This is a genomic window from Streptomyces sp. NPDC002884 (assembly GCF_040295245.1).
Lineage (GTDB): Bacteria > Actinomycetota > Actinomycetes > Streptomycetales > Streptomycetaceae > Streptomyces.
In genome coordinates, this window is the sequence record NZ_JBEOVB010000054.1 from 1 (window position 1) to 19,053 (window position 19,053).

The 19,053-nt window shown below is 68.1% G+C and carries 18 protein-coding genes and 1 pseudogene; 6 read left to right on the forward strand and 13 right to left on the reverse strand.

Annotated elements, in window-relative coordinates:
• Positions 1-1,004 precede the first annotated feature (1,004 nt).
• The 4 genes from ABT070_RS43300 to ABT070_RS46355 all read left to right on the forward strand — a co-directional run bounded on the left by ABT070_RS43300 (position 1,005) and on the right by ABT070_RS46355 (position 3,684).
• Entirely contained in the window at positions 1,005-1,583 is a 579-nt protein-coding gene (locus ABT070_RS43300) for a Uma2 family endonuclease (protein WP_351768496.1), read from the forward strand.
• Complete coding sequence (locus ABT070_RS43305) at positions 1,580-1,804, forward strand: helix-turn-helix transcriptional regulator (protein ID WP_351768497.1); 225 nt, start codon at positions 1,580-1,582, stop codon at positions 1,802-1,804. Before ABT070_RS43300 ends, ABT070_RS43305 begins: the two co-directional genes overlap by 4 nt.
• A gap of 493 nt (positions 1,805-2,297) precedes the next feature.
• Positions 2,298-2,654 carry a hypothetical protein gene (locus tag ABT070_RS43310; RefSeq protein WP_351768549.1) on the forward strand — a complete coding sequence of 119 codons (357 nt, stop codon included), beginning with the start codon at positions 2,298-2,300 and terminating at the stop codon, positions 2,652-2,654.
• A protein-coding gene (locus ABT070_RS46355; protein WP_502990202.1) for an IS630 family transposase occupies positions 2,582-3,684 on the forward strand; the annotation gives its coding sequence in 2 pieces (ribosomal slippage) (positions 2,582-3,083 and positions 3,083-3,684; 1,104 coding nt in all). The genes ABT070_RS43310 and ABT070_RS46355 overlap by 73 nt, the downstream gene beginning before the upstream one ends.
• Positions 3,685-3,693: 9 nt before the next feature.
• Here the strand turns inward: ABT070_RS46355 and ABT070_RS43325 are convergent.
• Together ABT070_RS43325 and ABT070_RS43330 are read right to left on the reverse strand one after the other, a co-directional pair.
• Positions 3,694-4,188, reverse strand: coding sequence for a hypothetical protein (locus tag ABT070_RS43325; protein ID WP_351768499.1), 495 nt, complete (start codon positions 4,186-4,188; stop codon positions 3,694-3,696).
• 84 nt (positions 4,189-4,272) lie between these two features.
• Complete coding sequence (locus ABT070_RS43330) at positions 4,273-5,136, reverse strand: helix-turn-helix domain-containing protein (RefSeq protein WP_351768500.1); 864 nt, start codon at positions 5,134-5,136, stop codon at positions 4,273-4,275.
• Positions 5,137-5,358: 222 nt separating this feature from the next.
• Between ABT070_RS43330 and ABT070_RS43335 the strand changes: the two genes are divergently transcribed.
• On the forward strand, positions 5,359-7,206 hold the full coding sequence (locus tag ABT070_RS43335) for an NAD-dependent epimerase/dehydratase family protein (RefSeq protein WP_351768502.1): 1,848 nt from the start codon (positions 5,359-5,361) through the stop codon (positions 7,204-7,206).
• A 62-nt stretch (positions 7,207-7,268) separates the two neighbouring features.
• On the opposite strand, the gene ABT070_RS43340 is transcribed toward ABT070_RS43335, so the two are convergent.
• The 4 genes and pseudogenes from ABT070_RS43340 to ABT070_RS43355 form a co-directional block, all read right to left on the reverse strand.
• Entirely contained in the window at positions 7,269-8,066 is a 798-nt protein-coding gene (locus tag ABT070_RS43340; protein ID WP_351768504.1) for an NsdA family TPR-like regulatory protein, read from the reverse strand.
• Positions 7,993-8,469 (reverse strand): response regulator, encoded by a 477-nt coding sequence (locus tag ABT070_RS43345; RefSeq protein WP_351768506.1) that lies wholly within the window; start codon positions 8,467-8,469, stop codon positions 7,993-7,995. The genes ABT070_RS43340 and ABT070_RS43345 overlap by 74 nt, the downstream gene beginning before the upstream one ends.
• A complete protein-coding gene (locus ABT070_RS43350) occupies positions 8,469-8,630 on the reverse strand; it encodes a helix-turn-helix domain-containing protein (RefSeq protein WP_351768507.1) in 162 nt (53 codons plus the stop codon). The genes ABT070_RS43345 and ABT070_RS43350 overlap by 1 nt, the downstream gene beginning before the upstream one ends.
• Positions 8,627-9,022: pseudogene (locus ABT070_RS43355) on the reverse strand (sensor histidine kinase); the annotation flags it as partial. The gene ABT070_RS43350 and the pseudogene ABT070_RS43355, both read right to left, overlap by 4 nt.
• A gap of 99 nt (positions 9,023-9,121) precedes the next feature.
• Here ABT070_RS43355 and ABT070_RS43360 point away from each other — a divergent pair.
• Positions 9,122-9,685, forward strand: a complete 564-nt coding sequence (locus tag ABT070_RS43360) for a dihydrofolate reductase family protein (RefSeq protein WP_351768508.1) — start codon at positions 9,122-9,124, stop codon at positions 9,683-9,685.
• 195 nt (positions 9,686-9,880) lie between these two features.
• On the opposite strand, the gene ABT070_RS43365 is transcribed toward ABT070_RS43360, so the two are convergent.
• From ABT070_RS43365 to ABT070_RS43395, 7 genes are all read right to left on the reverse strand, one after another.
• Positions 9,881-10,759 (reverse strand): shikimate dehydrogenase, encoded by an 879-nt coding sequence (locus tag ABT070_RS43365; protein WP_351768510.1) that lies wholly within the window; start codon positions 10,757-10,759, stop codon positions 9,881-9,883.
• 178 nt (positions 10,760-10,937) lie between these two features.
• The gene (locus tag ABT070_RS43370) at positions 10,938-11,672 is read right to left on the reverse strand and encodes an ABC transporter ATP-binding protein (protein ID WP_351768512.1); all 735 of its coding nucleotides are present in this window, start codon (positions 11,670-11,672) and stop codon (positions 10,938-10,940) included.
• Positions 11,669-13,504 carry a branched-chain amino acid ABC transporter ATP-binding protein/permease gene (locus ABT070_RS43375; RefSeq protein ID WP_351768514.1) on the reverse strand — a complete coding sequence of 612 codons (1,836 nt, stop codon included), beginning with the start codon at positions 13,502-13,504 and terminating at the stop codon, positions 11,669-11,671. Before ABT070_RS43375 ends, ABT070_RS43370 begins: the two co-directional genes overlap by 4 nt.
• A complete protein-coding gene (locus tag ABT070_RS43380) occupies positions 13,501-14,370 on the reverse strand; it encodes a branched-chain amino acid ABC transporter permease (RefSeq protein WP_351768516.1) in 870 nt (289 codons plus the stop codon). Before ABT070_RS43380 ends, ABT070_RS43375 begins: the two co-directional genes overlap by 4 nt.
• Positions 14,371-14,377: 7 nt before the next feature.
• On the reverse strand, positions 14,378-15,547 hold the full coding sequence (locus ABT070_RS43385) for an ABC transporter substrate-binding protein (RefSeq protein WP_351768518.1): 1,170 nt from the start codon (positions 15,545-15,547) through the stop codon (positions 14,378-14,380).
• Between the two features lie 122 nt (positions 15,548-15,669).
• Positions 15,670-17,421 carry a thiamine pyrophosphate-binding protein gene (locus ABT070_RS43390; protein WP_351768520.1) on the reverse strand — a complete coding sequence of 584 codons (1,752 nt, stop codon included), beginning with the start codon at positions 17,419-17,421 and terminating at the stop codon, positions 15,670-15,672.
• A complete protein-coding gene (locus ABT070_RS43395; protein ID WP_351768522.1) occupies positions 17,418-18,920 on the reverse strand; it encodes an aldehyde dehydrogenase family protein in 1,503 nt (500 codons plus the stop codon). Before ABT070_RS43395 ends, ABT070_RS43390 begins: the two co-directional genes overlap by 4 nt.
• Between the last annotated feature and the right edge of the window lie 133 nt (positions 18,921-19,053).

Below are 19,053 nucleotides of genomic sequence, written 5' to 3' on the forward strand. Positions count from 1 at the left end.
CATATACGCCCAACCCCCGCCCACGCCACGCGCCAGTATCACCGACCCACCCCCCACCCGAAAGCAAAACAACACCACCCACCACCACCCCACCCCACCCAACCCACAAACAAACGGCAGACCACAAGATCCCGGACCGGCCAACCGACACCAATCCGAAGCACCCTCCCCCGGGCTGGCAGACCACCGGACCAGCACGCCGACCACCGGACCAGCCCGGCCGACTCCACAACCGCTTCCGCCAGCACCGTCCTGCCTCCCGGCCCCCTTACCCTTTCGTGGCTCCACAACGGAACCCTCCAGACGCCCAGAGCGGGCTGAAGGCAACCAGTCCCGTCTGGGAGCGAACCCCTGCATCTCGTGAACCCCCACGGCGAACCCCTCTGCAAGGACGGAGTTCAGGTGCTCCGCATGCGCACCCAGTCATTGGCGAGTGCCAGTGAACTGCGCCGTCACTTCGACGAGCACGCAATCCCCAGAGCCATCAGTCGGCCCACCACAGACGCAGCAACGCAGGCGCCGGCTCACCGCACCCGTCCACTCCTGTCCGTGCCCGCCCACGCCCACGCCCACCGTCTGATCATCGGCACCCGCAGGACACATCGTTCCAGACGCCCTCAAGCACCCACCTACCTTGCCCAAGGAGAAAGGGGCCCACGCACATCCCCGATCCACGGACCGGACACCCACGGCACACCCACAGGCACCAAAAAAACATACCGGCCAGACGGTTCACTACCACCCCGTACGCCCGCCATCGGGTACCCCACTCCTCCACCGCTCCCCCGGCCACTCCCCCGCACAGGGGGCAGCTCGTCGATGCCGCGCCGCCGAGCCCGAGTACGGGGGCGCCACCGGCCTTCACCTGCGGCGCCGCCCACACCCGCCAGGCCACGCCCCGCCCACACCCACCCGCCGACGGCATCGTTACAGCAGATCAGACGGTTCAGCGCGAGGCCCGCGCCGCCCGCACGATGACGATTTCGTCATGTACGGTGACAGGCATGACGGAACAGAGCATCTACCACCACCTGCGTGAGTTCCGTGAGGCCTTCGACAGGCCAGCCCCCCTGGCCTGGCCCGAAATCAGCCGCGGCCAGCTGCTGATGATGATGAGCCCGAAGAAGCAGCATCAGCTCGTCGCACACCGGCTGCGCACCCAGCTGGAGCCTCAGTTGGCGGCAGACCTGGTCCTCATGCTGGAGACCGACGTGGAGGACGCCGCACTGGGAGTCCTGCGGGTCCCGGACCTCATCGTGATCGACGAGGAGGAGGCAACAGCTGCCAACGACGCGATCGACCCCCGGCGCTCCCATCTCGTGATCGAGATCGTCTCGCGGTCCAACCCCAGCAATGACTACGAGGGCAAGCTGCACGACTATCCCTCCATGGGAGTGCCGCACTACCTGATCGTCGACCCCCGGGACGGGAGCGCCGTTCACTACTGGGCTCCCGTGCGCCGCACCGGTACACCCGCGTACGACAACAGGCAGCACTACACCTTCGGAGACACCATCACCATCGCCGGCTGGAAGATCGACACCTCAGAGCTGCCCCGCTACCGCCCGGACACCGGCCTGTGAACGACACCGCCCGCCTGGTCCGGCAATGGCGCACCCGACGAGGCCTGTCCCAGGCCCGCCTCGCTGAACTTGCAGGTACCGGACAAGCCGCGATTTCCCGCATCGAGTCAGGACGCGACCTGCCCACCCTGGTACTCCTGGACCGCATCGCCCTCGCCCTGGACTGCCACCTCACCGTCAACTTCACCTCCACCCCCCAACCGCCTCCACCACCCGTATGACCTGACACCCGCGAGGAACCGGGATACAGAACGCGACACCCACAGGACAGCGCGTCGCGGATCCCTACGGGCCGGTTGGGTGACCGGTGCGCGCGAACCGTCTTGGGCATGGCCCTAGGCCTGCATCGCCGGATACAGGGCGGCCCTCGGGCTGAACAGGTCACCGCAAGCCGCAGGCTACCGAGAAGCGACGCGTTCGCGTCTTGCAACGTCACTGACCGCAAGGCTCCAGCTTCGCAGGCTCCGTCATGCGGCGGCTGCCTCGCCCTCCTCCGGCCGCGCCGCACCCTGCACGGAATACGACTACTCACGCCTGCCCGCATCGGGACGGCGACGATGGGCTGGTTGCACGGAACGCACGAAGGGCAGGCCGGGCATGGACAGGTTCCTGGGGACGGTGGCAGCCGTCGTCGCGACGGCCGGGCCCTAGGAGGGTGCGTCGTGGCCGGGCTCAGCAGGAAGCGGGGGTCGGCCGAGCGGTGTCGACGTTGGGGTGCCAGTGCCGAACGGTGGCGTCGGTCTGGCCGTAGGCGGTATCAACCGGCGAACTGTCAGCCGACACCTGACCCTGCTCGGCCTCGACGAAAGCCGCTTCATCGACCCAGACGGCGAGAACAACCGGATGCCCGGGAAGATCATCGCCCGCTGGCCCGGACACATGGTGCACCTGGATGTGAAGAAGGTCGGCCGGATCCCTGATGGCGGCGGGTGGCGGATCCACGGCCGGGACAGCGATCAGGCCAAGGTCGCTACTGAACTTGATCGGGTGATGTCGGGCTGTTCGCCGGACAGCGCGCAAGTGGCCTCGGTAGTCCTGGCGAGGCGAGATATCCGCAGGGTGGCGGCTTGACTGACGCCGAGAGGGACGCTCGGGAGCGGGTCCGGCTCCGGGCTGTTGCTTGCTTTGAGAGTGAGACGAAGAGCCGGGAGGTCGCTGCCGCGTTGCGGGTCTCGGAGCGGTCGGTGGAACGCTGGCGACGCCAGTGGCGCGAGAGCGGCCACGCCGGGGTGGCGTCCAAGGGATCACCTGGTCTACCTCGGCTGTCTGACGCGCAAATGGCCATGATGGAGCGGGAGTTGGAGCGTGGGCCGCTGGCGCACGGGTGGTTCGACCAGCGTTGGACCCTGGCCCGGGTGAAGACGATGATCGGCCGACTGTTCCACTTCTCGTACACCGTGGAGGGCACATGGCGTTTGCTGCGGCGCTATGGCTGGTCGTGGCAGCAGCCCGCCCGGCGCGCGATCGAGCGTGACAACGACGCGGTGGAGCTGTGGAAGCGGGAGGTGTGGCCGCGGGTAAGAGCACCGCGGCGGCGAACGGAGCCTGGGTGGTCTTCGAGGACGAGGCCGGCCAGTCGATGACGCCGCCGCGCGCCAGGACGTGGGGTCGCAGGGGCAGCACGCCGGTCATCCGGGTGCGCGGACGGGGATCGGGCCGTGTGTCGATGGCGGGCATGACCCGCTACAAGGCTGGTGAGCGGTCCCGTCTGATCTACGCGATCCGCGAGTATCGGGGCCGCAAGGAGGAACCGAAGGGCTTCGGCTGGAAGGACTATCGCAACCTGGTCATCCGCGCCCGTACACAGCTCGGCGGACCGATCGTTCTGGTGTGGGACAACCTGCGCATGCACCTGGTCGCACCACTGCGGGAGTTCTTCGGGGCGAACACCGACTGGCTCACTGTGTTCCAGCTACCGACCTACGCACCCGACCTCAACCCGCAGGAGGGCATCTGGTCCCTGGTCAAACGCGACATCGGCAACCTCGCCGCCGCGGACCTCGGCCAGGTCACCCGCGCTGTGAAGCGCAAGCTCAAGATGTTGCAGTACCAACCGGAGGTGATCGACGGCTGCCTCGTCGGCACCGGCCTGACCCTGTAGTCGTAATCGTCAGAAAATGCCGAAGAAGCGATGCCACCAGCTGGGCCGCTGAACGTGCGAGGGCAGTCGGCTCGGCCCGTCGTAGTCGCGCTCCAACACTTCCTCGGCGACCACCACGTAGCCGAGCTCGACCAACGCGTGATTCACCCTGGCAAGGTCAACACCGTCCAGTGCGCCCTCAGCCTGGGCATCCTCCGTCCCGAAGAAGGCGCCCGGGTTGTCCGCGCAGACCAGAGCCAATGAGCCGAACTTGCTCACACACACCACGATCCGGGTTCCGCATACGGTCGCGTCCGCCGACACGACAACACGTCCGTACTCGCTGGAGTCCTGAGTGTCCTGCTCAGCCGTGCACCGAGCTGCGAAGTCACCTTCAAGTCGGCTCACCAGCCCGCTGAACAGGGCTGCGGCCTCGGCACGATTGTAGTGCTGCGGCCACTCCAGCCACTCCGGATCATCGAGCCCGCGCAGCAACGCCAGCAGATCCGCTCCGCTCTCGGTCATGCGGTCATCTTGACGCAACAGCCATACACGGAGCGGTTCGGGGTACCACCACGCTCACCGTTCCCCGACATCACCCATTCAAGTTCAGTATCCACGTGCGCTGCACCTGCCAAGCCCCAGGCCTCCACGGTCACCGACCACCACATAGACCTCCGCCAGATACCCGCTACGCCCGTCGGGCCAGACTGCCCGGTACCACAGGTCCGAGGTGACCCTGTTCTTGTTCCGCTGGATACCGTCGGAACCGGCATCCTGATTGGTCAGGCGTTCACCGCGGGTCCAGCAGGTCGCGACAAGTTTCGCGCCGCTCCAAAAGTCCGTGTCGACCAGTTTGCAACCCCGCCGGGCACAGCGGGACACGGTCCGGGACGACAGATACGCCGGAGTGGAATCCTCCACCAACTGATTCGGCCCGATAGCAACTTTGTTCTGCACCACGATCACCGCGTCGGAAGCGTCTGCGGGCGGATGGGACGATGTGAATATCGCGGCGCACGCCCCTGCGGTGGCTAGGGCAACAGATATCGTGCAGATCAACCACAGGCGTCCGGTCTTTGGCGGCGAGTGCACGTGCTTACGTCGCTCCTGCGGTGCAGTGCCGTCAGCTGCCTTGCCACCAGTCCCTGCCCCTGGTGCAACGTCCTCCGCCACCACTGCAACGAGAAGGTCGGCGTGACCCTTCGAGTGAGGCATGGCACGGACCTGTTCCCAGCGAGCCTGCCATTCTTCAGTGTCTTCTCTGCACGCCTTGACGAAGGCCAGAGTGACAGCCAGCGTGGGCAGTCGACGACCCGAAGCCGCCTCCTGAAGGGTACTCACCGAGTAGGTCGTCCGGGTGGCCAGTTGCGCATAGGTGAGACCGGAAGCGGCACGCGCACTGCGCAGTTGAAACGCAAACTCCCGTAATGGGGAGCCGTCCCGCTCAAGTGCTTGCTCTGGACGAGCCACAGTACCCCCGAAATTATCCGGATCTTCGATGTATTGTCCGGGCCGGTCGAGCGAATGTCCAGGTCAACGAGCGGCTGGCACCCGCCATGTGTAGGGAGTTGTCTGGGAACAACTCAGGCGCATTGCCCATCTGTACGCACGCCGTCACTCTTGCCGTCGATGCGGGGTTCCTTCAAGTGCATCCGCAGCGAACAGACGACAGATCGGGAGTGGCGCCATCCCATGAAGATCCTCCTCACCGGCCACCTCGGCTACCTGGGACAAACCGTAGGCACGCTTCTGCATGCGGGAGGCCATGAGGTCGCAGGGGTCGACACAGGCCTGTTCGAACGAGAGCACTCAGCATTCGCACACGACATCCGAGACATCAGGGGCTGTGACGTGGCCGGCTTCGACGCGGTTGTCCATCTTGCGGCCGTCTGCAACGACGCCTGTGGCGAACTGTCTGCCTCTGCCACACACGCCATCAACCACGACGCGACCGTGCGGCTGGCCACGCTCGCCCGAGACGTCGGCGTACGCCGCTTCGTGCTGGCGTCGTCCTGCAGCGTGTACGGGAACTCACCCAACGACGAAGTCGACGAGTCCTGCGCCATCATCCCGCTGACCGCCTACTACGCGGCCAGCAAATTCAAGGCGGAACGTGCCCTGTGTGGGCTGGCGACGGACGGCTTCTGGCCCGTCGCCCTGCGCTTTGCCACCCTGTTCGGCCCCTCGGCTTCCTTCCGCAGCGACATTCTCCTCAATCGCATGGTTGGTACAGCCGTACGGTGCGGTGTCATCCGCGTCAGTAATTTCGCCGTCCAGCGCCCGTTGCTTCATGTCGTAGACGCCGCCCACGCAATCACCCAGGTCTTGGCCGCCCCGCCTCAGCTCTTGCGCGTAGGCGTGTTCAATGTGGGCGACACCAACCTCAACCACCGTCTCGACGAGGTCGCCGACGTAGTCCGGCAGGCAGTTCCCTCTGCCGAGATCCGCTATCAGCCCGCCGCCGATCACCGCTCTTACACCGTACGATTTGATCGCTACCGGGAAGCCTTCCCCGGCTGGTCCCCCCAGCACACCATCGAGGGCGGCACCGAGGAACTTGTCCGCTACTACCGGTCGGACACAACAGATTCACGCCTACCGGCAGATGACACCGCCGCCCTGCTCCTCGACCCGCACCGCGCCCCATTGCCTCTCACGCCCCCGGAAGCCGGAACGCAACCCGAAACTCTATACGCATACGACCAAGCGCTGGCGTGGTACGAAGCCGAGCACTCAGTCCTTCTCAACACGCTTGCGCAGGCTAGCGCTCACGCACTGGACACCCACACCTGGCAACTCGCCTGGACACTCACGGACTACCTCGACCGATGCGGTCACTGGCACGACCAAGCCACAGTCCAGACCCTCGCCCTGGCCGCTGCACAGCGCTCAGCCGACCCTCTGGGGCGGGCCTGGTCGCACCGCAACCTCGCTCATGCGCATACCAGGCTGGGGCGCTACGACGACGCCTTCCAACATTTCCAGGCTGCCGTCGGTCAATTCTCTGCTCTGGGAGCCAGCAGCCTGCAGGCCAGCGTACGACTCAACTACGCCTGGGCCTACGAGTTGACCGGCCAGCACGATCAGGCTCTCTACCAGGCACAGGCAGCACGCGACCTGTACACATCATTAGAAGACGAGGTCGGACACGCTCGTTCACTCAACGCCGTGGGTTGGTACCAGACTCTGTCGGGTGACCACGAGCAGGCCCTGATCAACTGCGAGGAAGCGCTCACCCTTCTTCGCCGACTCGGGGTCCGGCACGACGAGGCCTACACCCTGGAGAGCATCGCTCACGCCCACCGAGGGCTCGGTCAGCTAGCCCAGGCCACAGATAATTACAACGAGGCCTTGAACCTGTTCCGCCAGCTCGGAGACCGCTACTACGAAGCAGCCATCCACATTCGTCTCGGAGAACTTGAGGAATCTTCGGGCCAAACCATGCAGGCTCGTGGTCACTGGGTACAGGCATTGGACATCCTCGACAGCCTCCGCCATCGAGAGGCCGAGGACCTAAGAGCACGGCTAGAACGGCTGTGATGCCGCGGTATCGCACGCATACACCCAGGATCTTGATTGTTGAGTGGTCAGTTGCTCTCAATTTAGGCGGCATGCCTGGTCGGTATCGCCCCGTCGCGGTAGACGCAGGTGGCTGCGTCGAGCTTGAGCAAGGTGCGGGTCATGCTGCTGGTCGGAGCGGACAGCACGAACGCCCGGTCCTGGCTCTCCCGAGCCCGCCCAATGTCGCCCAAGGCGGTCCATGCGTGGCTGAGATGGACGTGGTGTTTCTGCTCGCAGTGCCCGAACCAGGTGTCTGCGAGCTGGCCTCCGTCGAGGCGGTCCATGAGGCGGTCTGCGTCGGCGAGGGCTCCGCGTGCCTGTTCGGTCTGGCCGGACAGGGCGTAGACGCGGGCGGCTACGGCGGCAGCGAGAGCCGCCACGGCGATGGCTGCGGTGCCAGCGGTCCGGCGGGCGCGTTCTGCAAGGTCGGCTGCGGCCTTGGGGGCGCCGTAGTTGAGCGGCACCATCGCTTCCTGGGCCAGCATGCAGGCGTGCAGCTGCTGGTCGCCGGATTCGGTGACGGCGCGGGCGGCGGTGTGGAACCAGCTGCCGGCTTCTCTGCGGCTTCCGACGTCGCGGAGCACGATGGCGGCCATGCCCGCCATTTGACCGGCCGTCCGGCACAGCCGGGTACGGGTGGCCACCGGCTGTGGCATGTCGAGGAGCGGGCGGATTTCGGCGAAGTCCGCGACCGGGTCGGCGAGGACACGGGTGGGGGCCTGGCCCTGGTAGCCGTAGCCGTAGCTCTCGGTGGCGGCCTCTAGATCAGATAGGTCGGCCGGGGTGAAGCCGGTGAGGGCCCGGTCGAAGGACTGGCGGGTGTCGGGCAGGGCGGACATGCTTCTTGACGGTGGCCTCCGACAGCCGCAGCCGCTCCGCGATCTCCGTGTCGGACAGCGCCTGCCCGATCAGGGTGAGCACCTCCCGCTCGCGGCCGGAGATGTCCCGCAGGGAGGGCGGCGGCGTCTGGTCGGGCGCGGTGCTCAGGAACCGGTCGAGGACGCCGCCCAGTACGGTCGGAACCAGCAGCGTGTCCCCGCGCGCGGTGACACGGATCGCGTCGACGAGTTCGCCGGGGCGCATGTCCTTCAGCAGGAAACCGCTCGCCCCGTCCCGCAGCGCGGCGATCGCATGCGCGTCCACGCCCCAGGTGGTCAGCACGAGCACCTGGGCTCCACCACCCGACTCCGCGATCTGCCGGGTGGCCTCGATGCCGTCCAGCACGGGCATGCGTACACCCATCAGCACCACATCAGGCGCGCCAGTTCCAAGGTCAGCCGCACCGCCTCCCGGCCGTCCGACGCCTCACCCACCGCCCCCAGGTCGTCCTGGGCATCGATGATCATGCGGCATCCGGTACGGACCTGGGCCTGATCGTCGGCCACCACCACACGCGGCGTCATGACACTCGCTCCACGGGCAGCCGCACCGTGACCTCGAACCCTCCGCCGGCCAGCGGACCGGCGCGCAGACTGCCACCCACGAACCGCGCCCGCTCCCGCATCCTCACGAGACCGCGCCCCGCGCCCGCCTGGACCGAACTCCCGTTTGGTGTAAGCCCGTTGTCGACCACCGTGACTTCCACGCACTCCTCATCGGCCGTCACGCGCACGTTCACCTCGTCGGCGCCGACCGCGTGGCGCAGCGTGTCGGTGAGGGCTTCCTGGACGATCCGGTACGCCGCCAGACCCACCGTGGCCGGCAGCCCTTCCAAGGCGCCCTCCCGGTGCAGGCAAACGGCCATCCCGGTCCCGCGCACGGTTCCGGCCAGCTCGTCCAGGCGCGCCAGCGATGGTCTCGCGAGGTGACTCGGCCGAGGAATCCCGCGCGCCGCGATGAGTCCTGCGGCCCCCGGCGGTCGTACTGTCGAACCCGGTACCGAGGAGGACTTCCGATGCGCAGCGTGACTTATGCGATGAACGTCTCACTTGACGGCTACATCGTCGGGCCGGACGGCACATTCGACTGGACGGCGCCCGATCCTGAGGTCTTTCGCTTCTGGATCGACGAGATTCGAGGGGTCGGCGTCCATCTGCTGGGACGACGGCTGTACGAGACGATGCTGTACTGGGAAACGGCTGACCAGGATCCAGCGCTCGACGACTCCGATCGCGAGTGGATCGCGCTCTGGAATCCGCTCCCGAAGGTGGTGTTCTCGACCACGCTGTCGGCGGTGCAGGGCAGCGCCCGCCTGGCTTCCGGCGGCCTGGCGGAGGAGATCGAGCGGTTGCGAGCCGAGCCCGGCGAGAGCGACATCGCGATCGGCGGCGCGACACTCGCCGCCGAGGCGGCCGCGTCGGGTCTGATCGACGAGTACCGCGCCATGGTCTACCCGGTACTGGTGGGCGGTGGCATTCCGTTCTTTCCCCGACACGAACGCCGGGTGGATCTCGAACTCGCCGAGACCCGCACCTTCGGCTCGAAATTCGTCTACCTCCGCTATCGCGTGACGCGTTAGCCGACTCGTCGGCGGCCGGGCCCCGGGCAGAACGAACCGCACGGGGAAGCTTCTCCCACCGGGTTGCAGTGCCTGGGTGACGAGGACGATCCGGACGATCCGGCTGCGTGAGGGCCGCACGCGCCGGTCACCTGCCCCTGGCAGCCTCCTTGAGTCGGAGTCGGCAGCGACCTTGGCGCTCAGGGGGCGGTGCCGTCAGGCATGTGCCTGCGGAGCCGCTGTGAGGTCGGCGAAATCGGCGAGCATGTGCGCGGTGTGCGGGGGCAGCCCGGTGATGAGGTGGAACGAGTGGGCGGCCTGATGTACGAGCATGCCGCCACCGTGCAGGACCCGGGAACCCAGCGCACCGCCGCTCCTCAGGAGGGGCGTGTGCAGGGGGCGGTAGTGCACATCGGCGAGCCAGAGACGCGCGTGCAGCATCTCGACCGGTAGCGGCAGTCCGGGAAGGTGAAGGCTGCCGACGGGCGATGCGTTGACGAGCCCGTCGGCATCGTTCAGCACCGCCCCCAGGGCCTCGTGCGGGCAGAACCGGGCGCGCTCAGAGCCGACTTGTTCGTTGAGCGCCCTGCTCAAGGCCGCGGCCCGGTCGGGGACGGGATCGACGATATGGAGGTGTCCGGCTCCTCGGCCGAGCAGGGCATGGGCCACGGCCGCGCCCGCGCCTCCGGCCCCGAGCAGCACCACCTGATCGAGGCTCGCGTCGGGAAGGCCACGGGCGAGGGCTTCGGAGAAGCCTGTGACGTCGGTGTTGTGGCCGACGGACCGGCCGTCGGCCGTGAAGACGACGGTGTTGACAGCCCCCACCCGTGCGGCTGCCGGATCGACTTCGTCGAGATGCGGCATGACGAGCTGCTTGAACGGGTGAGTGATGTTCAGGCCGGAGTAGCCGCAGGTGCGGGCGGCTCGAAGAAGCTCGTGAAGGTCGTACTGGGCCAACGGTTTGGCGCCGGCGTCGAGTGTCCGGTACAGGTAGCGCACGCCGTGCCGGTCGGCTTCCGCCTCGTGGAGGTCAGGGCTCAGCGAGTGTCCTATGTCCCTTCCGACGAGCCCGACGAGGTACGAGTACTGGGTCACGGCGACTCCAGGCGAGTAATGTACGAACCAGTTCGTTATCCATATCAGGACCGGTGCTCCGCGGGAAGTACCGAGGCGACCTGAAGCCGTGTTCCGCGACGCTCGGCACAGCCCGCCGGACCGTGCGGCGGTCACGGTGGCCGGGTCCCTTCCGGCGGTGCCGAACGGAGGGGCGGGGTCACAGGCCCAGGTACACCTCCCTGACGCGGGGATCGTGACTGAGCGCTTCCGAGGTACCGCTCATGGCGACCTCGCCGTTCTCCATGACGATGCAGTGGCTGGTCGCGCCGAACGTGAGCTTGGCGTTCTGCTCCACGAGCAGCAGGCTCAGGCCCTCCTCACGCAGCCTCAGCAGGACCTCGAGGATGCTGCCGACGAGCTTCGGCGACAGGCCCATGGAAGGCTCGTCCAGGACGAGCAGACGCGGACGGGTCATCAGGGCCCGGCCGATGGCGAGCATCTGCTGCTGGCCTCCGGAGAGCGCGCCGGCAAGCCGTTCGCGCATCTCCTTCAGGACCGGGAACATCGTGTAGATCTCGTCGAGTTGTCCGTGGGTGTGCTTGTCCCAGGGTCGTGAGTACGCGCCGAGGAGCAGGTTCTTCTCCACGGACAGGCCGGGGAAGACGTGCCGGCCCTCGGGGACGTAGCCGATCCCGTGGCGGACCATGTCGCGGGCCTTGACGCGGGTCAGGTCCCGGTCGCCGAGGCGGATGCGTCCGCTGCTGCGGGGGACGAGGCCCATGAGCGCCTTGAGCGTGGAGGTCTTGCCGGCTCCGTTGGCGCCGATGATGCCGACGGACTGGCCCGGTTCGACGGTGAAGCCGATGGAGCTGACGGCGCAGACGCCGCCGTAGTGCACGCTCAGCTCCTCCACGGTGAGGCTCTGGACGGTGTCGGCTCCGCTGACCCTCATGAGGTGGCCTCCTTCGCACGGTCCGGCTGTGCGTCGGTCCGGGGTGTGTCCAGGTCGAGTCCCGCCAGGTCGGAGTCTCCGAGGTAGGCCTCGATGACCTCCGGCGCGGAGACGACCTCCTGGGGGGTGCCTTCCGCGATGACCTTTCCGCTGGACAGGACGGTGACCTTCTCGCACAGGGACATGACCAGGCCCATGTTGTGTTCGATGAGGATCACGGTGGTTCCGCTGTCGCGGATGGAACGGACGATGCGGATGAGCTGTTGGACCTCCTCGCCGTTGAGCCCCGCGGCAGGCTCGTCGAGCAGAAGGAGGCGGGGGCCTGCCGCCATGGCGCGGGCGATCTCGATGCGACGCTGGATGCCGTACGGAAGTGAGGTGGGGTCCGCCTCGGCGAAGTCGACGAGGCCGTAGCGTTCGAGGACCTCGTCGGCACGGGCGCGCAGGCGGCGTTCGCGTGCGACGACGCCCGGCTGCCACAGGACGTACTGCCAGATGGTGTGGGTCCGGGTGCGGTCGAGAGCGACGAGGATGTTGTCGCGGACCGTGAGCTGAGCGAACAGCCGCAGGTTCTGGAAGGTGCGTGCCAGGCCGCCCAGTGACAGCCTGTAGGGACGGGCCGCGGTGGTGTCGGAGTCCGCGAAACGCACGGTGCCGGCGGTCGCGCGATAGAAGCCGCTGATGACGTTGAAGAGCGTGGTCTTGCCGGATCCGTTGGGTCCCACGACTCCGCGGATCTCTCCCGCGTGGACGGCGAGTGACACCTGGTCGAGTGCGCGCAGCCCACGGAACTGCTGGGTGATGCCTTCGACGGACAGCAGCACGCTCTCCTCGGCGGGCCGGTCGACGACGGCGTACGGGGTGAAGGGCCGCAGTTCCGCGCGCGACGAGCTCCGGCCGCGGCGTCGTTCGTACAGGGCGCGCAGTCGGGCGGGGACTCCGGCCAGGCCGGTGGGTGCGAAGACGACCATCAGCACGACGACGATCCCGTAGCCGAGCTGGGCGTAGGTGGAGAAGTCGGTGAGCCGTTCGCGCACCAGCGTGAGGCCGACGGCTCCTACGACACAGCCCACCAGGGAGCGCCGGCCGCCGATGATGACCATGGCCAGCAGGATGAACATGTTGCCGATGGAGAAGGTCTCGGGTGCGACGTAGCGGATGAGGCCGGAGTAGAGCACGCCTGCCAGGCCGCCGTAGAAACTGGCGAGGAGGAAGGCCGTCATCCTCAGGAAGGGGATCTCGGCGCCCATGGCCCCGGCGGCGAGTGCGTCGTCGCGCATGGCGCGCAGACGGCGGCCGAGTGAGGTGTGGACGACGAAGAGACCGAAGAGCAGAGCTGCGCCGAAGACGACGACTTCCAGGTAGTAGTAGAGGTACTCGCTGGAGAGGTCCACTCCGGGCAGGGTCGGGACGGGGATGCCCGAGATGCCGTCGGCGCCGCCGGTGATGTGGGCGTTGGTGATCCAGTTGATGAAACCCAGGGCGAGACCGAGGGTGACGATGCCGAGGTAGTGGGACTGCATCCGCAGGGCGGGGATGCCGACGAGCAGACCGATGAGCACGGTGGCCAGTACGGCGAGCAGGGCCGAGAGCCAGAAGCCGTGGCCGTAGTGGGTGGTGAGGATGGCGACGGTGTAGGCGCCGACCCCGAAGAAGGCGACCTGGGCGAGGTTGATCTGGCCGGAGACTCCCATGGCCAGGCCCATGCCGACGGCGAGCAGGGCGTAGATGAGGGCGATGTTGACGACGTGGATGGTGTAGCCGCCCAGGCCGTAGGGCAGTGCCCATGCTGCGAGGACGATGACACCGGTGGTGGTGAGTCGGGATTTCATGCGCGGCTGACCGTCCTTTCCCCGAAGATGCCGGTGGGCCGGATCATGATCGCCACGGTGAAGACCAGGAAGGTGACCAGGACGGAGTAGCCCTGGAAGTGGCCCGCGGCGTAGGAGTCGAGGACTCCGATGGCGATGCCGCCGACCACGGCCCCGTGGATGGAGCCGAATCCGCCGAGCATGGCGGCTGCGAAGCCCTTGATGCCGAGGGCGCCGCCGAGCGAGGCGTCGACGTAGAGCATGGGGCCGACCAGGCCGCCGGCGAGGGCGGCCAGGCCCGCGCCGATGGCGAAGGCGAGGGCGTTGCTGCGGCCGACGTCGATCCCGACCGCGGTGGCCGCGTCGTGGTCCATGGCCACGGCCTGCATGGCCGCGCCGCGCTTGGTGCGGGAGAGGAAGAAGGCCAGGCCGACGACGGCGAGTGCGGCGACGGCCATGACCAGCAGGTCGTAGGTGCGTACCCGGATGCCGAAGATGTCCAGCGGTGCGGAGTCCAGCGGTGACGGTACGGCGCGGCCGGTGGTGCCCCAGATGATGACGGCCAGTGCCTGAAGGACGATGCCGAAGCCGATCGTGCCGATCAGCATCAGGTCGAAGTCCTTGTTCTCCAGCGGACGCAGGACGCGCTCGATGACCAGGCCGATGGCTCCGGTGACGAGGATGGCCGCCACCATGGCGACGGCGAAAGGGAGTTCGGAGGTGATGTAGAAGGTGGAGGCGGCGTAGGCGCCGATCATGGCGATGTCGGCGTGCGCGAAGTTGACCAGGCCCATGGTGCGATAGACGAGGGAGAATCCCATGGCGACCAGGGCGTAGACGGCGCCCAGGCTCAGGCCGCTGACGAGGGTTTGCAGGGTGTCTTGCACGCCGTTCTCACTTCTGCTCGACGAGCTTGCCGTCCTGGATGACGCCGATGGTCGTCTTGGTGATGCCGACGCCTTCGGGCCCGTACCGGAACTGTCCGAGCAGTCCCTCGTAGGCGGTGGCCCGGATGGCGTCGGCGAGCTTCTTGCCGGTGGCGGCCTTGCTGTTCTTCAGGGCGGTGAGCAGGATGTTGGCGCCGTCGTACGCCTTGGCCCCGTGCAGTTCGGCCTCCTCGCCGTAGGCCGCCTGGTAGGCGGCGGCGAACTTCTGGGCGGCGGGGCTGATGTCGTTGCCGAGGTAGGGGGAACTGACGATGGTTCCCTCGGCGGCGGTCTTGCCGGCGGTGTCGATGAAGACGGGAGTGCCCTGGGGGGCCGCGCCGGCGAACGGAGCGGTGATGCCCAGGTCACGGGCCTGCTTGACGATGAGGCCGGCCTCGACCTCCTCGGAGCCGATGAAGACGACCTGTGGCTTCTTGGAGCGGATCGTGGTGAGGGCGGCGCTGAAGTCCTTCTGGTCGGTGGTGACGACCTGGTCGGTGACCGGGGAGACGCCGAGGTCCTCGGCCGCCTTGGTGAAGGCGTCGTGTTCGCCCTTGCCGAAGGAGCCGTTGTTGGTGATCATGGCGATCTTCTTGTAGCCCTTGTCCTGGATCAGGTGCTTGGCCAGGGTGGTGTCGTAGGTGGTGCTGGTGGGGCCGTTGAGGAACAGGAAGGGACTCTTCTGGGCGACGAGGCCGTCGGACTGGCCGGAGGTGATGTTCGGTATCCCGGCCTGCTTGAGGACGGGGGCCATGGCGATGGTGACGGCGCTCTCCGCTGTGCCGAGCATCGCGATGTAGTTCTCGCTGTCGATCTTGCGCGCCAGGTTGGTGCCGGTGGTGGGGTCGCCTTGGTCGTCGAACGACTTCAGCTGGATCTTGCGGCCGTTGATGCCGCCCTTCTTGTTCCACTCGTCGACGGCGAGCTTGGCGCCCTTGTACTCCCACTCGCCCAGCGAGGAGAGCTGGCCGCTGCGGGCGTTGACGACGGCGATCTTGATGGGGCCGGAGTCGGACTGGGTGTCGCTGTCGGACTCTCCCGGGGCGGTGCAGGCCGTCAGGGCGGCGGCCAGGGCGATGGCGCCGACAAGTGCCGTGCGTGGCACGGAGATTCGGGAGCGGTGGGGCAGACGGGACATGGGTCACCTCGTGGAAGACGGTGGATGGGCATGACGGCGTGGGGGGAGGCGACGCGCCCCGTCGGACTGCCGTTGCCCGGCCGACGGGGTCGCTGCGTGCGGGTGCGGTGGTGCCGTGCCGGTCAGACGGCGTCGGCCGGGAAGTGACCGGCGTAGATGTCCTTGATGTTCCAGTGGCCCGGGGTGGGGACCGGCTCGTTGACCATGGGCACGTCCAGCACGGCGGGGCGGCGGCGGGCGATGGCGGTTTCGAGGGCCTTGCGCAGGTCACCGGGTGCGGCGACGGTGTAGCCGTCGGCGCCGCAGGACTCGCCGTACCGGGCGAAGTCGGGGCTGTAGGGCCGGCCTTCGGCGTCGGTGAACTCGCAGCCGTAGGAGCGTCCGAAGGACGACGCCTGGAGGTCGGCGATGGTGCCGTGGGCCCGGTTGTTCATCACGACGAAGATGACAGGGGCGCCTTGTTCGACGGCCATCGGCACCGCGGGCAGTTGGGCGCTCATGCCGCCGTCACCGATGAGGGCGACCACGACACGGTCGGGCTGGGCGATCTGGACGCCCACCGCGGCGGCGGGGCCGAAGCCCATGGTGGAGGCGCCTCCCGGGGTGATGAACCGTCCCGACTCGGGCAGCTCGTAGCACTGCGCGACGCCGTTCTTGTTCCAGCCGACGTCGGTGACGAGGACGGCGTCGTCGGGCAGGGCATCGTGCAGGTCCGCCAGGATGCGCTGCGGGCGCAGCGGGAAGTTGTCGCTGCGGCCGGCCTCTCGTGCGCCGTCGAAGACGCTGCCGCGGGCGGCGGCGATGCCTTCACGCAGTCCGGGCCTGGTGAGGGGACTGCTCCGCCGGGTGCGGACCGCGGCGGTGATGGCTTCGAGTGCGAGGTGGACGTCCGCGACGGCGCCGATGTGGACCGGGTAGTTGCGGCCGATCTCGGCGGGGTCGATGTCTATCTGGACGAGCCTGCTGGGCGGGAAGTTCCAGGTGTAGGCGGCGTTCCAGGAACTGGCGTCGGTCTCGGCGAAACGCGTGGCGAGCGCGAGGACCACGTCGGCGCCCTTGGTGTGCTCGTGGGTGGTCTCCAGTCCCCAGAATCCGGGCATGCCCAGCAGGAGGGGATGCCGGTCGGAGACCGCGCCCTTGCCCATGAGGGAGTGGGCGAGGGGGATGTCGAGGTGCTCGGCCAGGGTGAGCAGCTGAGTGCGGGCGCCGGGGCCGCGCAGGCCGCCGCCGAAGTAGATCAGCGGGCGCTCCGCCTCCAGCAGTGCTTCGGCGATCCGGTCGGCGGTCGCCTCGTCCAGTCCGGGCCTGCCGAGGTGGCCGGGGAGCGGGTGACCGCCGGCGTAGGGCGTGACCTGCCGGTTGAACAGGTCCATGGGGATGTTGATCAGGACCGCGCCGGGACGTCCGCCGGTGGCGGTGAAGAAGGCCCGTTCGGTGGTACGTGGCAGGTCCTGCGCGCGCTGCACCTGCCACGTGCGCTTGCAGAACGGCCGGTAGACGGCCGTCTGGTCCGCGTCGGCGTGGAGGTTCACCTCCTGGTGCGGGTGTCGGCCGTAGTAGTAGGAGGGGATGTCGCCGGTGATGACGACCAGGGGGACCGAGTCCAGGGCGGCGGTGGCGACGCCGGTGACGGCGTTCATCATGCCGGGGCCCACGTGGGTGAGCAGGACGCCGGGGCGCCCGGTGGCGCGTGCGTAGCCGTCGGCCGCGTGGGCGGCGGCCTGTTCGTGACGGGCGATGACGAACCGGATCGAACTCGGTCCGAGTGCGTCGAGGAGGGCGATGTTGGTGTGCCCGCAGGTGCCGAAGACGTATTCGACGCCGTAGGACTCGAGCTGGGCGACGAGGGCTTCGGCGGCGGTCACGGTGGTCACGAGGTCTCCTTGGGCAGCTCGCGGCTGTCGCCCCAGACGGACAGGCCGCGCAGGATGAGGGTCTTGACGACGGTGTAGTCGTCGATGAGCCAGCGGGGGGCCTCGCGGCCGAAGCCGGAGTCCTTCACCCCGCCGAAGGGCACGTGGTCGAGGCGGAAGTTGGAGGAGCCGTTGACGATCAGTCCGCCGACCTCCAGCCGCCGCCAGGCGGTGACGATACGGCTGATGTCGTGGGTGAACAGGCCCGCCTGGAGTCCGTACCGGCTGGTGTTGCACTGCTCGATGACGGTGTCGAAGTCGTCGTAGGGCAGCACGGCCACCAGGGCGCCGAACACCTCGTGCACGACGACCGAGGCATGCGGGGGCGGGTCGGCGACGATGGTCGGCGCGGCGGTGGCGCCGTCACGGGTGCCCCCGCGGATCACGCTCGCGCCCAGTTGCCGGGCTTCCCGCGACCACGCGACCACCCGTTCGGCCGCGTCCTCGTCGACCATGGAGCCGATGTCGGTGCTGTCCTCCAGCGGGTCGCCGACGACCAAGGTGTCGACCGCCGCCGTGAAGGCGTCGAGGAACTCGTCGTAGCGGCTGCGGTGGACGTACACGCGCTGGACGGAGATGCAGCTCTGGCCGGAGTTGCTGTAGCCGGTGCGTACGCAGACCTGGGCGGCGGCGACGGCGTCGGCGTCCTGGCAGACGATGGTGGCGGCGTTGCCGCCCAGTTCGAGGGCGAGGCGCTTGGCGCCGGCCGCGCGTGCCACGGCCGCTCCGGTCCCGGCGCTGCCGGTGAAGCTGATGACGCTCACGGCGTCGGCGCGGCACAGGGCCGACCCCACGTCGCCGCCGCCGTGCAGCAGCTGGACGGCCTGGTGGGGCATGCCGCTCTCCAGGAGGAGCGCGACGATGGCGGCGGAGACGGCCGGGGCCTGGGGCGGCGCCTTGACCAGGGTGGTGTTGCCCGCGGCGAAGGAGGCGCCCAGTTTGTGCGCGAGAAGGTTGGCGGGCGCGTTGAACGGGGTGATCGCCAAGGCCACTCCGGCCGGCGCCCGGTAGGTGAAGGCGGTGTTGCCGATGCCGGTGTTCCAGCCGGCCACCGGCAGGTTCTCGCCGTCGATGCGGCGGGCTTCGGCCGCGCAGACGGCGAACGTGGAGGAAACCCGGTCGATCTCGGTGCGGCTGTCACGCACCGGCTTGCCCAGCTCCAGGGCGAGCAGCCGGGCGAGCCGGTCACGCTGAGCGGTGGCGTTGCGTGCGGCGGCCTCCAGGATGTCGGCCCTGGCGGCGGGCGCGAGGTCGGCCATCTGCCGCGCGTAGTGGCCTGCGCGGCCGACGGCGGCGTCGATCTCGGCCGGCGTCGCGGTGGGGGCTCGGCTGACGGTGCGCCGCAGATAGGGACCGGTGCGTTCCAGCGGCGGGCCCTCGCCGCCCCATGCGCCGGCCAGATAGGGAAGTGCCTCGGCGACGTCGTTCTCGTCGGCGGCCTTGAGAAGGTCTTGCAGCATCACGTCTCCAGAAAAAACCATCTAGTGGTTTTCGTGGACTGCTCTGTGGACTGGCGTGTAACGTACGGGCGCCAAGGTGCCGTGGCAATAGGTCGGCGTCAGTAAGTTGAAATCAACGGGTTCCCCACAGGGC

Excerpts from the sequence above, each read along its gene's own strand:
- ABT070_RS43300 (WP_351768496.1), top strand. The coding sequence starts at position 1,005 with ATGACGGAACAGAGCATCTACCACCACCTGCGTGAGTTCCGTGAGGCC.
- ABT070_RS43325 (WP_351768499.1), bottom strand. The coding sequence starts at position 4,188 with ATGACCGAGAGCGGAGCGGATCTGCTGGCGTTGCTGCGCGGGCTCGAT.
- ABT070_RS43335 (WP_351768502.1), top strand. The coding sequence starts at position 5,359 with ATGAAGATCCTCCTCACCGGCCACCTCGGCTACCTGGGACAAACCGTA.
- ABT070_RS43340 (WP_351768504.1), bottom strand. The coding sequence starts at position 8,066 with ATGTCCGCCCTGCCCGACACCCGCCAGTCCTTCGACCGGGCCCTCACC.
- ABT070_RS43345 (WP_351768506.1), bottom strand. The coding sequence starts at position 8,469 with ATGGGTGTACGCATGCCCGTGCTGGACGGCATCGAGGCCACCCGGCAG.
- ABT070_RS43350 (WP_351768507.1), bottom strand. The coding sequence starts at position 8,630 with ATGACGCCGCGTGTGGTGGTGGCCGACGATCAGGCCCAGGTCCGTACC.
- ABT070_RS43360 (WP_351768508.1), top strand. The coding sequence starts at position 9,122 with ATGCGCAGCGTGACTTATGCGATGAACGTCTCACTTGACGGCTACATC.
- ABT070_RS43370 (WP_351768512.1), bottom strand. The coding sequence starts at position 11,672 with ATGAGGGTCAGCGGAGCCGACACCGTCCAGAGCCTCACCGTGGAGGAG.
- ABT070_RS43375 (WP_351768514.1), bottom strand. The coding sequence starts at position 13,504 with ATGAAATCCCGACTCACCACCACCGGTGTCATCGTCCTCGCAGCATGG.
- ABT070_RS43385 (WP_351768518.1), bottom strand. The coding sequence starts at position 15,547 with ATGTCCCGTCTGCCCCACCGCTCCCGAATCTCCGTGCCACGCACGGCA.
- ABT070_RS43395 (WP_351768522.1), bottom strand. The coding sequence starts at position 18,920 with ATGCTGCAAGACCTTCTCAAGGCCGCCGACGAGAACGACGTCGCCGAG.